Genomic DNA, 13,578 nt, shown 5'->3' with positions numbered 1-13,578 from the left:
ACCCGCGTCCGCGCAGGATGCCTGGAAACCGGCGGAGGCCTTCTATTCCAGCTTGATCCCGGCCTTGTCGATGACCTGCTTCCATTTGACGGATTCGCTGCGCATCAGGTCGCTCAGGGCCTGAGGCGGGCCGCCGACCACCTCGAACCCCAGGTCCTGCAGCTTCTTGCGGGTGTCGGGATCCTGCAATCCCCGGTTGAAGGCTTTGTTCAGGGTGTCGATGATCGGAGCCGGTGTACCCGCCGGCGCCAGGAAACCGTACCAGCCGATCAGCTCATAGCCGGGCACGCCGGACTCCGCCACGGTGGGCAGGTCCGGATAAGCCGGCAAGCGCTTGGACGTGGTGACCGCCAGCGCGCGCAATTGGCCGGTCTTCACCAAGGGCATCGCTTCGGGCAGGATCGCGAACATATAGGCCGTCTGCCCGCCGACCAGGTCGGTCAGGGCCGGCGCGCCTCCTTTATAAGGGACATGCGTGGCGTGCGTCCCGGTCAGCCGCTTGTACAGTTCGCCCCCCAGGTGCGCGGGCGTGCCGGCGCCCGACGACGCATAGCTGGCCGAACGTCCGGGGCCTTTCAGCCATTCCGTCAACTCGTGCACGGACTTTACCGGTACCTTGTCGTTGACCACGACCAGGCTGGGCAGCATGGTGGCCAGCACGATGGGCGTGAAGTCCTTCTGCGGGTCGTACGGCAACGTCTTGTACAGGCTCTGGTTCACCGACAGCGCCGTCGAGGTTCCCAGGAACAGCGTGTAGCCGTCAGGTTCGGACTTCGCCACAAAAGAAGCGCCGATATTGCCACTGGCGCCCGGACGGTTCTCCACGATCACCGTCTGGCCCAGCGATTCGCCCACCTTCTGGCCCAGCATGCGCGCCAGCACGTCGGTCGAGCCGCCGGCTGGATACGGCACGATCACCCGTATCGGCTTGCTCGGATATGCCGGCGCCGCCGATACGCCCGCCGAGCTCAAGGACGCCAATATCGATAAGGCGGCCATCCCACACGTCAACGTTAGCTTCATCTGCTTTCCCTTGAATCGGCCGCTGCGGCGGCCTGGTTGATTTACCGAACCCGGCGGCGTCCTGCGCCGCCGGGTTCAGTCCGCCGAGATATAGCCCTGGGCGATATCCCGTGTCCTTGCCGCGGCATCCCGCTCCGCGGGGTCGCCGTAGCCCCCGCCGCCGGGCGTGCGCAATATCACTTCGTCGCCGGGATGCAGCACATGCGGACGACGGCTGTCGATGGCCTCGCCATTGACGATGACCTCGCCCAACGCGCCGTCGCCACCGCCGCCCAGCCCCGGCGCGGGCACGCGCAGGCGCTCGGTCAGGAACACGATCGACAACGGCGCGTGATGCCGGCTGATAAAACAGATCTCCTGGCCCAGCCCACCGCGATAGGTCCCCTGCCCGCCTGAATCCGCGCGCAGCCGCTTGTACTTGAAGAACAACGGGGCTTCGCGTTCGGCCACTTCAATGGGCGTGGCCGAGATATTGCTGGGCCAGGACATGACCGATGCGCCGTCCTTCCCGGCCGTCCCGCCCATGCCGCCGTTATAGAACAGCACGGTGGCGAAGGGCCGTCCGTCCTCGCGCGTACCGCTCAGGTTGGCGATCCATAGCGGCGAGCCGACCCCGGCCATGACTTTGTGCGGCAGGATCGCGAACAAGGCGCCGAAGATTACCGTGGGCACATAGTGGCCGGTGCAGGCACGGCCGCCCACCGGCGCCGGCATGCGCGGATTCAGGATGGAGCCTTCCGGCGCCGTGATACCGATGGGACGGAACAGGCCATCGTTGTTCGGCAATTCCGGCAGCAGCAGGCTCTTGATCGCGTATACCGACATCGCGCTGGTGTAGGCCAGCACGCAATTGATGCCGCGCGGCTGCTGCGGCGACGTCCCGGTGAAATCGCATTCGATTTCTTCGTCGCGGACGCGCACCCGTACGTGGTACTGAAACCGATTCTCGAAGCCATCGGTTTCCATGGCGTAGCGGTACTCGCCGTTCGGCAGTTGGCGTATGGCGCGGCGCATGGCCGCTTCGCTGCGATCGAACAAGGCCTGCGCCAGCGCATCGATACCGGCCAGGCGGTATTCATCCAGGATGGCGTCGAGGCGATTCGCAATCAGCTCCACCGCGCCGACCTGCGACCAGATGTCGCCCACCGTCTGCTGCGGTGTCCGGACATTGGTGCGGATCAACGACAGCAGCGTCTCGTCCGCCTGGCCGTCGCGCAGCAGGCGCATCAGCGGGATATGGAAGCCTTCCTCGAACAATTCGCGCGCGTCCACCGAGCGTATCTTGCCGCCGATGTCCGGCACGTGCGCGGCGGAGGCCGCGAAGCCGACCAGCACGCCGCCATGGAAAATCGGCTTGACCAGGCTGACGTCGTTCAGGTGCCCCGTACCGATCCACGGGTTGTTGGTGATGAACACATCGCCGTCGCGCATATCCTCGCGGCCGAAGCGCGCGATGGTCGCCTGCACGGTACGCGGCAGCGTGCCGATGAAGGACGGAATGCTGCCGGAATTCTCCGCCAGGGAACGGCCGGCGGAATCGGTAAGCACCACGGCGAAGTCGTTCGCCTCGGTCGATAGCGTCGAGAACGATGTGCGGACGATCAGCTTGGCGGCTTCATTGACCACGGAACGGATCCGCGTCCAGAACACTTCCAGGAAGATAGGGTCCGCCGCCGGGTCGCCGTGTCGGCCGTTCGGATGGGTCATGCCTGCTGCTCCTGAATCGTGACGATCAAATTGCCGCTTGGAAGTTGCCGGACGTGGCCGCGCGGGCCGACGACCAGGGTGGATCCCTCGTCCTCGATCAGCATCGGCCCGGCGTGGTCGAAGCCCGGATGCAGGACGTCGCGCTTGTAGACGGGGGTATCGACAAAGCCGGCGGATTCGCGGAAATAGACGGCGCGCATGCCGGCCGGTTCGATAGGGCCGGCGGGCTTCAAGTCCGCGTGGGCCAGCCGCTCGCGGGGCGGCGCGGTTGCGCTGACCCGCAGGTTCAGCAGTTCGATGGGCACGTCGGGCGGGGTACGGCCGAACTTTTCGCGATAGCCGGCCTCGAACGCGCGCAGCAGCGCCTGGCGCACCGTCTCGCTGTCGGCGGCGCCCGCGCCCGCATAGGGGCCGGGCGGCAGATCCACCGTCAGGCTGAAACCTTGCCCGGCGAAACGGCCATCGGCGCTGCGCCGCGCCGCGCACGGCCCGAAGGCCGCATCCAGCGGACGGAGGGATTCGACGGCGTTGCGTTCCAGTGCCGTGTAGGCGTGTTCCAGGTCCTCCAGGCTGTCCGCGGCCGGCCGCACGTTGACCGTGCGCGAGCGGTCGGCGCGCGCGGGGGCGACCAGCAGGCCATAGGCCGAAGCCACGCCGGCGGCAGGCGGGCAGATGATGGTGCGCACGCCTATCTTCTGCGCCACGTAATAGGAATGCAGCGGACCGCCGCCGCCGGTGCACAGCAGCACGAAGTCCCGCGGATCGCGGCCGCGTTCGGCGACGTGCACGCGCGCGGCCCCGGCCATGTTCTCGGCAACGATGTCATGGATGCCCCAGGCGACGTCGATGGCGTCGTGGTCCAGTTCCGTTCCCATGGCGTCGAGGGCGGCGCGCGCCGACTCGCGGTCGATGGACATCGTCCCTCCCGCGAAATAGTCCGGATTCAAATAGCCCAGCAGCAGATTGGCGTCGGTCACGGTGGGCTGGTCGCCACCCAGTCCGTAGCAGACGGGCCCGGGTTCGGAGCCGGCGCTATGCGGCCCCACCTTCAGCAGGCCCAGGGCGTCCTGGCTGGCGATACTGCCGCCGCCGGCACCGATTTCGATCAGGTCGATCGTGGTGATGCGTATCGGCAGGCCGCTGCCTTCGGCAAAGCGCTTCTGGCGCGCGGCTTCGAAGCCGAACGAGATCGAGGGCTGGCCGTTTTCCACCAAACAAAGCTTTGCAGTTGTCCCGCCCATATCGAAGGCCAGCAGGTCGGCCTGACGGTCGCGCTGGCTGTAGTGGGCCGCCGATATCGCGCCGGCCGCCGGACCGGATTCCAGCAGTTCGATGGGCACGCGCCGCGCTTCGCCCAGGTGGGACAAACCGCCATTGGAGAGCATCATCAGAACGTCGGCGCGCAGGCCCAGATCGCGCAGGCGGCGTTGCAGGTTGTCCAGGTAGCGGCTGGCCAGGGGCTTGATATAGGCATTGGCCGAGGTCGTCGACATGCGCTCGAACTCGCGCACGACCGGTGCGACCTCGCTGGAGAGCGTGATCGCCAGATCGGGGAATTCTCCCTGCACGATCTCACGGATCTGCCGCTCATGTTCGTCGCTGGCATAGGCGTGCAACAGACAGACCGCGAGCGACTCGATCCCGTCGCGGACCAGCGCGCCCACGGCCGCGACCACTTCGCGCGCGTCCACGGGTTCGATTTCGCGGCCCCCGGCGTCCATGCGGGCGCCGATCTCCGCCCGCAGGCGCCGTTCGACCAGCGCGGGCGCTGCCTCGATCTGCAGGTCGTAAAGGTCGTACTTGCGTTCGTGGCCGATCTCGACCACGTCCCGGAAACCCCGTGTGACGAGCAGGCCGGTCCTGCTGCCACGACGCTCGATGAGCGCGTTGGTGAACAGCGTCGTGGCGTGCACGATACGCGTAACCTTTGCCGGGTCGATGCGGCAGGACGCCACGATCCGGCCCACGCCGTCCGCGACGCCTTCGGCGGGGTCGCCGTGCGTCGTCAGCACTTTCAGGCTGTGCAGGGTCGAAGCCCCGTAGTCCAGCGCCACGATATCGGTGAAGGTACCTCCGATATCGATCCCGATCGCCCACCCTGCCACGTGCTTCTCCCTGTATGGCCAATATCCGCCGGATCATAGGAGCGGACATTGATTTACTCCAATGAAAAATAACGAATTACTTTTCGCCAAATCCGATATATCCAGCGCATGCCCCAGCGTGGCGCGTCGATGCGGGCGAACAAGCCGGGGCGATGTACCGGGGTAGTGCGGTAGGCGCGCCGCCGGCATCCGCGGTGCGCCAGAATGGGGCAGGCCCTGTCCATTCGTCCCACCGCGTGGGACAACGCGACACCACACCTTTCCTAGGGTAATCCCTTAATAAACCATATTTCGTGCCAAATCAGATACTTATATCTTCCGCAGGGGTACGTCACGCGTACCCAAAATACGCGGTCGATTCCCATGGAATGGGACTCCGCGCTTGGCGCGCGCGGCGCGCTGGCCGATACTTGCGCCATCATGTCTGCCGCCGCGAACTCCCCCGCTTCCCAAGACCGCGTCCTGCTGGTGCTGGCCACCCTGGCCCAATGGAATGGCCCGGCCACCGCGCAGGAGCTGGCCGACGCGACGGGCTTGCCGCGCAGTTCGCTGTACCGTCAGTTGGCCCGCCTGAAGCAGTGGGGGTTCGTGCAGGAAGAAGACGGCACCTATGCCCCCGGACCGGTAGGCCTGCAATTGGCGCAGGGCTTCGATGCCAGCTCCAACCTGGTCCACATGGCGCGCATGGACATGCAGCGGCTGGTGAAGCAATCGCATGAAAGCGTGGGATTGATCGTGGCGGTGAACGACCGCGCCATCTGCCTGGACATGCTGGAAAGTCCGCAAGCGCTGCGCTGTTCGTTCGAAAAAGGCCGCAGCGTGCCCTTGCGCAAGGGGGCCACGGCCAAGTGCCTGCTGGCCCACCTGCCGGCGGCGCGGCGCGATGCCGTGCTGGATGCCTGGCAGGGCGACCCGACGGATCCCCAGTTGCCCGACCGCGCATCGCTGGCCGCGATCCGCAAGGCCGGCTATGCATGCAGCCAGAATGAAATCGATGAAGGCGTCTGGGGCGCCAGCGCCCCGTTGTTCGGTTCCGGCCAGCGCCTGGCCGGCTGCATGACGCTGATGGCCCCGATCGCGCGCGCCCTGACCCGCGAAGGCGAATTGATCGAAATGGTAGTGGTGGCCGCCGCGCGCGTGTCCCGCCTGTTGAGTTTGAGTTGACCCCCGTCCACCGGACCTGCGTGTCCTGAACCCCAAGGAGCCTTTCATGAAAGCCCTAAGCCGCCGCGCCCTGATGGCCGCGATTGCCCTGTGTCCGATGCTGTGGGCCGCCGCGCCGGCAACCGCGCGCGCCGACGACGTGATACGCGTCGTCACCGACGCCACCTTCCCTCCCATGGAGTACGTCGAGAACGACAAGCTCACCGGTTTCGACATCGAATTGGTAGAAGCCCTGGCCAAGGCCATGGGCAAGAAAGTCGAATGGACCCAGATCGATTTCAAGGGCCTGATTCCCGGGCTGGTCGCCAAGCGCTATGACATGGCCGTGTCCGCCATTTACATCACCGACGAACGCCGCAAGGTGGTGGACTTTGGCGACTCCTACTACGCCGGTGGCCTGGTTGCGATGGTCAAGGCCGACAACACCACGATCAAGTCGCCCAAGGATCTGGAGGGCAAGCAGGTCACGGTACAGGTGGGCACCAAATCGGTGGGTTACCTGAAGGAAAACTATCCCGGCGTGAAGTTGGTGGAAGTGGAGAAGAACGACCAGATGTTCAACCTGGTGGCCATCGGCCGCGCCGATGCCGCCGTTACGGGCAAGCCCGCCGCCTACCAGTACGTACGCACGCGCGGCGGCCTGAAGGTGCTGCCCCAACAACTTACGACCGAAGCCTACGGCATGGCCGTGCGCAAGGACGAGCCCGAGCTGACCGCCAGCCTGAACAAAGCGCTGGCCCAGCTGAAGGCCGATGGCACCTACGACGCCATCGTCAAGAAGTGGTTCAGCAACTGAGGCCCTGAATGGATCTGGATTTCTCCCCGGTCTGGGCCAACTGGCCCGACCTGCTGCGAGGCGCCGCCGTCACGGTGGAGATCGTCTCGGTGTCGCTGCTGTGCGGTTGCCTGATCGGGCTGCTGGTCGGCATCGGCCGGCTGGACCCGCGCCGGCGCCTCGTCTACGGCATCTGTTCGGCCTACGTGGCGGCGATCCGCGGCACGCCCCTGCTGGTGCAGCTGTTCATCCTGTTCTTCGGCCTGCCGCAGTTCGGCATCATGCTGCCCGCATTCGTGTGCGGCACCATCGGCCTGTCGGTCTACAGCGGTGCCTATGTCTCCGAGATCGTCCGGGGAGCCATCCAGTCCATCGACCGCGGACAGGTCGAGGCCGCGCGCTCGCTGGGCATGCCGGCGCGCATGGCCATGACCAGCGTCGTGCTGCCGCAGGCCTTCGTACGCATGATTCCGCCGCTGGGCAACGAGTTCATCGCCTTGATCAAGAACTCCGCGCTGGTCTCGCTGCTGACCATCCACGACGTCATGCACGAGGGCCAGAAAATCATCTCCGTGTCGTACCGTTCGCTGGAGGTATACCTGGCCATCGCGGTGATTTACTTCGTCCTGACCGGCGCCACGACATTCCTGCTGCGCCGTATCGAGCTGCGCCTGCGCGCGGGAGGAATGGTGCAATGAGCGCGGCCGATCAACAACCCATGGTCCGCATCCGGCAGTTGACCAAGGCCTATGGCGACAACGTCGTCCTGCGCGGCGTCGACCTGGATGTCATGCCGTCGCAGGTGGTCGTGGTCATCGGGCCCAGCGGATCGGGAAAAAGTACCCTGCTGCGCTGCTGCAACGGCCTGGAGCAGGCGCAGGGCGGCGACATCGAGATCTGCGGCCGGCCGCTGCTGGCCGGCGGACGCATGCTGCCCGATGGCAAGCTGAACAAGCTGCGCGAAGAAGTGGGCATGGTGTTCCAGTCCTTCAACCTATTCGCGCATCTGAACGTCCTGCACAACATCACCCTGGGCCCGCGCAAACTGCGCGGCATCCCGCGCCGGCAGGCCGAAGAAGAAGCCCGCGCGCTGCTGGAAAAAGTCGGGCTGTCGCACAAGGCGGACGCGATGCCGGCCAGCCTGTCGGGGGGGCAGAAGCAGCGCGTCGCCATCGCGCGCGCCCTGGCCATGAAGCCGCGGGTAATGCTGTTCGACGAGCCCACCTCGGCACTGGATCCGGAACTGGTCGGCGAAGTGCTGAAGGTGATGAAGATCCTGGCGGCCGAAGGCATGACCATGATGGTGGTGACGCACGAAATGGCTTTCGCCCAGGAAGTCGCGGACAGCGTGATAGTGATGGATGGAGGCGGCATCATCGAGGCCGGCCCGCCGTCGCGGATCTTCACCATGCCCGATCAACCTCGCACGCGCGAATTCCTGCAGGCGGTGCTCAAGCGTGGCTGACAGACTTTCCTCCGGGAGCGGCGAGACGGCCGATCGGAACCGGCGCGACACGCCCACCGCCCCCGGACTGACACATTTCCGCCTGGCCGACCTGCCCGCCCAGCCCTGGAAAAACGGCGGCGGCCTGACCCGCGAAATCGCATGCTGGCCGCCCGGCGCGGGACTGGACGACTTCCTGTGGCGCATCAGCGTTGCCCGCATCGACGCCAGCGGGCCGTTCTCGCGCTTCGCCGGCGTGGACCGTGTCATTACCTTGCTGAGCGGTCCCGGCGTCGTGTTGCGTGGTGATTTTCCGGCGGGGGAACACGCGCTGACCCGGCCGCTCGCGCCTTTCGCCTTCCCGGGCGACGTGGACGTCGACTGCGTTCTGCAAGGCGCCGCGTCGGAAGACTTCAATGTAATGAGCCGCCGCGGCCCCGCGCGGACACGCGTGACCGTCATCCGTGACAGCGGCGAACTGCCGCCCATCGCATTCGGCCTGCTGATGGCCGTCGGCGGCACCTGGGAGGTCGATACCGGCGATGGCGCCCGGCATGTACTGGCGCCCGGCGCCGGCCTGTGGTGGGCCGGCGCGGCCCAACGCTGGCGCGCGCGCGGCGGCGCACCCGAAGGCGATGCCCCTGGAACGGGATTGCTGGTCGTCGACATCGAGATCCCTTCCCCGAACGATGGCGCGGGCGGCAACGCGCGCGCGCAGGCCACCCGCGAGGACACGCGCGGACAGGAACCGATATGAACGAAACACACAGTCTTTGGGCCGCGGATGCGCTGCTGCCGGGCGGCTGGGCGCGCGATGTCGCCTTGTCCTGGGATACGCATGGCCGCCTGACGGCGGTTCTTCCCGGCACGGCGCCCGCACCGGACCAGCCACGCGCCACCGGTCCGCTGATTCCCGGCATGCCCAATCTGCATTCGCATGCGTTCCAGCGCGGCTTCTGCGGCCTGACCGAATACCGGGCCCAGGCTGCCGACAGTTTCTGGAGCTGGCGCGAGCTGATGTACCGCTGCGCGGGCCGCATCGACCCCACCCACGCCGAGACGATAGCCACCTGGCTGTATGTCGAAATGCTGGAGGCCGGCTACACCGGCGTCTGCGAATTTCATTATCTGCACCACGATCCGCAGGGACAGCCGTATGCCCAGGGCCCGGAAATGGCGCTGGCCATCCTGCGCGCGGCGGCACGGGCCGGCATCGGCATGACGCTGCTGCCGGTGCTGTACCAGACCGGCGGCTTTGGCGGCGCCGCCGCGCATGCCGGCCAACGCCGCTTCCTGCACGACACGACGGCCATGCTGCGGCTGCTGGACACCTTGAAGCCCGCCTGCGATGCGCAAGGCGCACGGCCCGGGCTGGCGCCGCATTCGCTGCGCGCGGTGCCGCCGGCGTCGCTGGCCGAGGCGCTGGCCGGCCTGGACGCCCTGGATCCCGGCGCGCCCATCCACATCCATATCGCCGAGCAGGTCAAGGAAGTGGAAGACTGCATTGCCTGGAGCGGCCTGCCACCCGTGCGCTGGCTGCTGGAAAACGCGCCGGTGGGACCGCGCTGGTGCCTGGTCCATGCCACGCATATGACGCCGGAGGAGGCCGTGGATGCCGCGCGCACCGGCGCGGTGGCCGGCCTGTGCCCGACGACCGAAGCCAACCTGGGCGATGGACTGTTCGACATGGCCCGCTGGCGCAAAGGCAACGGACTGTGGGGCATAGGCTCGGACAGCCACTCCACCGTCAATGCCGCCGAAGAACTGCAATGGCTGGAGTACGGCCTGCGCCTGACCACGCGCCAGCGCAACGTGATGGCCGATGCCGAACAACCGCACGTCGCCACCGCGATGACGCTGGCCGCCGTCGCGGGCGGCGCCCGGGCCAGCGGACGCGCCACGGGCGGCCTGCAGCCCGGCGAACAGGCCGACTTCCTGGAACTGGATGCGCAGCATGTCGCCCTGGCCGGTTTGCCGGCGCGCGATATGCTGTCGGCCCATGTATTCGGCAGCCACCGCACGTCCGCCATACGCAACGTCTGGGTCGGCGGACAACCCCGCGTGCGGGAAGGCCGCCATGCGCTGCGCGACGAGGCCGCGGCGGCATTCGTCCAAGTGCGCCGCATGCTCGTGGCGGAAAGCTGATTCATCATCTGGAGGAACATCCATGTCACTAGTCCTGACCGACCGTCCCGTCTACACCTTCCGGCAAGGCACCGCGCCGCTGCTGGTGTCGATGCCCCATGTCGGCACCTACGTGCCCCCCGCGATCGCCGACCGCCTGACCGACGAGGCGCGCCAGGTGCCCGACACCGACTGGCACCTGGAACGCCTGTACGACTTCGTGGTCGGCATGGGCGCATCGGTGCTGGCCGCCACGCATTCGCGCTACGTCGCCGATCTGAACCGTCCGCCCGATGGCAGCAGCCTGTACCCCGGCCAGAGCGTGACCGGCCTGTGCCCTGTCGACACCTTCGACGACACGCCGCTCTACCGCAATCCGGATGACGTCCCCGGCGAAGCCGAGGTCGCCGCGCGCCGCGCGCAGGTCTGGCAGCCCTATCACGACAAACTGGCCGAGGAGCTGGCGCGGCTGCGCGCCCGGCATGGCGCGGTGCTGCTGTGGGACGCGCATTCGATCCGCTCGGTGCTGCCGCGCTTCTTCGAAGGCAAGCTGACCGACCTGAACCTGGGCACGGGCAAAGGCATCGCCTGTGCGCAGGACATCGCCGAAGCCGTCTACGGCGTGGCCCGCGAAGGCGAGCCGCAGGGCTATACCAGCGTACTGAACGGGCGCTTCACCGGCGGCTACATCACGCGCCACTACGGACAGCCGGAACAAGGCATCCATGCCATCCAGCTGGAGATGACGCAGTGCAGCTATATGCAGGAAGCCCTGCCTTTCGACTACCTGCCCGAACGCGCCACCCGCATCCAGCCGCTGCTGCAACGGATGGTGCAGACGGCATTCGACGGCGTGCAGCGCACGCGTAAGGCGTAAGCGAAGCCGCCGCCCCGGGGCCGGACAGGCGCGTCGACGGCGTGCCTGCCTGGCCCCGACATCTTCCAGGCCGGCACGTACCGGGGGTCTTGCGCCCACAAAACATCCGCTTGTATGATAACCATGTGACCGGCTCACCTGCTGGCTGCCTGTTCGAGGACGCCTCCCCATGCCCCCTGCCCTGCGCAACGCCAACCTGACGGAAAAACTCAGCGAGATCCTGGCACGCCAGATCGAGTCGGGCGAGCGCGCGCCAGGCAGCCGGCTTCCCACCGAGGAACAGCTCGCCGCCGAGTACGGGGTCAGCCGCACCGTCATACGCGAAGGTATCGCCCGCCTGAAATCCGACGGGCTGGTCACCACCCGGCAAGGCCTGGGCGCTTTCGTCGCCGAAACCCTTACCGCCGCGCCCTTTCGCATCATGGCCGGCGCCGAATCGCCACAACAAACCGTCCAGCAGGTCTTCGAGCTGCGGATCGGGGTGGAAACGCAAGCGGCGGCCCTGGCCGCGGAGCGGGCCACCTCGACGCAGTTGCGCGAAATCCGCGCCGCTCTGAAGGAGCTGGAGCACGTGCAGAAGCACGGCGGCGACGGCGTGGAGCAGGACATGCGCTTTCATCGCGCCATCGCACGCGCCACCAACAACCGCGTCTACGACGACTTCACGCGGTTCCTGGAGCGCCATGTCCGCGCGCAATTGAGCATCAGCCGCGGCAACAGCAGCATTGCCGGCTGGCTGCAGGCGGTGCAACAGGAACACCAGGCGATCTACGACGCCATCGCCGCGCGCGACAGCGCGGCAGCCGCGACGGCCGCCGGCGCGCACCTGCGCAACGGCATGGAGCGGCTGCGCAAGTTCCACGCCCATTAGGGCCGCCGCGCCCGGGGCGACACCCCGCCTACGCCCGGAAACACGGGCGAGGCAACTTCCCTGGAGGAGACGACATGAAGGCACGACATTGGTTGGCCATCCTGGGTGCCGTATCGGCGCTCGCGTTCGGCACGGCGCCCGAAAGCGCGCGGGCCGCGTATCCCGACAAACAGCTCAAGCTGATCGTCGGTTTTCCCCCGGGAGGGGGTACCGATATGCTGGCGCGCTACCTGGCCCAGCAGTTGGGCAAATCATTGGGACAGACCGTGGTGGTCGAAAACCGGGGTGGCGCCAATGGGGTGATCGGCACCACGGAACTGGCGCGCTCGGCACCCGACGGCTACACCCTCATGCTGACGATTTCGTCGCACATCACCAACGGCCTGCTTTACAAGGACCTGCCCTATAACGTCCTGAAGGACTTCACGCCGGTCAGCGTGGTAGCGACCTCGCCTTTCGTGCTGCTGGCCAATCCCCACCTGCCGGCCAACAACGTCGCGGAGCTGATCGCGCTGGCCAAGGCCAAGCCGGGCAGCATCAACTTCGGTTCGCCCGGCAACGGCTCGACGCAGCACCTGTCGCACGAGCTGATGAACCAGATGGCCGGCATCAAGATGACCCACGTCGCCTATCGCGGAGGCGCGCCGGCCATGAACGATCTGCTGGCTGGCCAGGTATCGCTGATGTTCCTGACCACCGTCCAGTCCCTACCCTTTCTGAAGGACAAGCGCCTGAAGGCCCTGGCGGTCAGTTCGGCGCAGCGCGCAGCGGTGTTGCCCGACGTTCCCACGGTGGCTGAAACCGTGCCGGGCTACGACTCGGATGTGTGGTTCGGCGTCATCGCGCCCGGCGGCACGCCCCAGCCCATCGTCGACAGGTTGAACAAAGAGATCGTGGCGATCGTGCGCAAGCCCGAAACCCAGCAGTGGCTGGCCCAGCAAGGGGCCGTTCCCGTCGGCGATACGCCCGCAGAGTTCGCCGCGCTGATGCAAAGCGAATATGCGAAGTGGGCGGACGTCTTCAAGAAAACCGGCATCAAAGCGGAGTAACCATGGCAGCTATCGAATCGGTATCGGCCTGCATCGCCAGGGTCCCCCTGGACAACCCGGTGCAGTTTTCCACGCGTACCGTCAACGCGCGCGAATACTGCCTGGTGCGCGTCCGCGACACGGACGGCGTCGAAGGCATCGGCTATTGCTACGCGGTCAACACCTCCGGCCGCCTGCTGCAGGTGGCCGTAACGGACCTGCTAGGCCCCCTGCTGCTGGGCCAGGACAGCTGGCGCGTCGAAGGACTGTGGCGCGAGATGTACCAGGAAGCCCTGCTGCAGGGACGCGCCGGTGCCGTGCTGCGCGCCTTGTCCGCGCTGGATGTGGCGCTGTGGGACCTGAACGCGCGCAGCGTGGGCAAGCCCTTGTACAAGTTGCTGGGCGCGGTGGTCACGGACAAGGTGCCGGCCTACGCCAGCGGCGGCTACTACTGGCCCGG

At 66.9% G+C, this 13,578-nt stretch carries 13 protein-coding genes; 10 read left to right on the top strand and 3 right to left on the bottom strand.

The annotated features are described in order from the left end of the window. Window positions 1-42: 42 nt before the first annotated feature. The 3 genes from ACO1P8_RS22160 to ACO1P8_RS22150 form a co-directional block, all read right to left on the bottom strand. Complete coding sequence (locus ACO1P8_RS22160; protein ID WP_486298011.1) at window positions 43-1,023, bottom strand: Bug family tripartite tricarboxylate transporter substrate binding protein; 981 nt, start codon at window positions 1,021-1,023, stop codon at window positions 43-45. A 75-nt stretch (window positions 1,024-1,098) separates the two neighbouring features. Continuing rightward, complete coding sequence (locus ACO1P8_RS22155; protein ID WP_486298010.1) at window positions 1,099-2,730, bottom strand: hydantoinase B/oxoprolinase family protein; 1,632 nt, start codon at window positions 2,728-2,730, stop codon at window positions 1,099-1,101. After that, the gene (locus ACO1P8_RS22150) at window positions 2,727-4,835 is read right to left on the bottom strand and encodes a hydantoinase/oxoprolinase family protein (protein ID WP_486298009.1); all 2,109 of its coding nucleotides are present in this window, start codon (window positions 4,833-4,835) and stop codon (window positions 2,727-2,729) included. The genes ACO1P8_RS22155 and ACO1P8_RS22150 overlap by 4 nt, the downstream gene beginning before the upstream one ends. A gap of 363 nt (window positions 4,836-5,198) precedes the next feature. On the opposite strand from ACO1P8_RS22150, the gene ACO1P8_RS22145 reads away from it, so the two are divergent. The 10 genes from ACO1P8_RS22145 to ACO1P8_RS22100 all read left to right on the top strand — a co-directional run. Then, the gene (locus tag ACO1P8_RS22145; protein ID WP_486298008.1) at window positions 5,199-5,999 is read left to right on the top strand and encodes an IclR family transcriptional regulator; all 801 of its coding nucleotides are present in this window, start codon (window positions 5,199-5,201) and stop codon (window positions 5,997-5,999) included. Between the two features lie 46 nt (window positions 6,000-6,045). Next, window positions 6,046-6,795 carry a transporter substrate-binding domain-containing protein gene (locus tag ACO1P8_RS22140; protein ID WP_486298007.1) on the top strand — a complete coding sequence of 250 codons (750 nt, stop codon included), beginning with the start codon at window positions 6,046-6,048 and terminating at the stop codon, window positions 6,793-6,795. 8 nt (window positions 6,796-6,803) lie between these two features. Further along, the gene (locus tag ACO1P8_RS22135; protein WP_486298006.1) at window positions 6,804-7,472 is read left to right on the top strand and encodes an amino acid ABC transporter permease; all 669 of its coding nucleotides are present in this window, start codon (window positions 6,804-6,806) and stop codon (window positions 7,470-7,472) included. Continuing rightward, entirely contained in the window at window positions 7,469-8,239 is a 771-nt protein-coding gene (locus tag ACO1P8_RS22130) for an amino acid ABC transporter ATP-binding protein (protein ID WP_486298005.1), read from the top strand. Before ACO1P8_RS22135 ends, ACO1P8_RS22130 begins: the two co-directional genes overlap by 4 nt. Beyond that, window positions 8,232-8,975 carry a HutD/Ves family protein gene (locus ACO1P8_RS22125; protein WP_486298004.1) on the top strand — a complete coding sequence of 248 codons (744 nt, stop codon included), beginning with the start codon at window positions 8,232-8,234 and terminating at the stop codon, window positions 8,973-8,975. The genes ACO1P8_RS22130 and ACO1P8_RS22125 overlap by 8 nt, the downstream gene beginning before the upstream one ends. After that, the gene (locus ACO1P8_RS22120) at window positions 8,972-10,363 is read left to right on the top strand and encodes a formimidoylglutamate deiminase (RefSeq protein WP_486298003.1); all 1,392 of its coding nucleotides are present in this window, start codon (window positions 8,972-8,974) and stop codon (window positions 10,361-10,363) included. Before ACO1P8_RS22125 ends, ACO1P8_RS22120 begins: the two co-directional genes overlap by 4 nt. A gap of 22 nt (window positions 10,364-10,385) precedes the next feature. Next, entirely contained in the window at window positions 10,386-11,219 is an 834-nt protein-coding gene (hutG, locus tag ACO1P8_RS22115) for an N-formylglutamate deformylase (protein WP_486298002.1), read from the top strand. A gap of 169 nt (window positions 11,220-11,388) precedes the next feature. Further along, window positions 11,389-12,090, top strand: a complete 702-nt coding sequence (locus ACO1P8_RS22110; protein ID WP_486298001.1) for a FadR/GntR family transcriptional regulator — start codon at window positions 11,389-11,391, stop codon at window positions 12,088-12,090. Between the two features lie 74 nt (window positions 12,091-12,164). Next, a complete protein-coding gene (locus ACO1P8_RS22105) occupies window positions 12,165-13,139 on the top strand; it encodes a Bug family tripartite tricarboxylate transporter substrate binding protein (protein WP_486298000.1) in 975 nt (324 codons plus the stop codon). Window positions 13,140-13,141: 2 nt separating this feature from the next. Beyond that, window positions 13,142-13,578: enolase-like domain-containing protein (locus tag ACO1P8_RS22100; RefSeq protein ID WP_486297999.1), on the top strand; the 437-nt coding region annotated here is incomplete at its 3' end.

The organism is Bordetella sp. (genome assembly GCF_057362025.1).
Note: the sequence above shows the minus strand (reverse complement) of the source record. Positions and strands in the feature narration are given on the sequence as shown.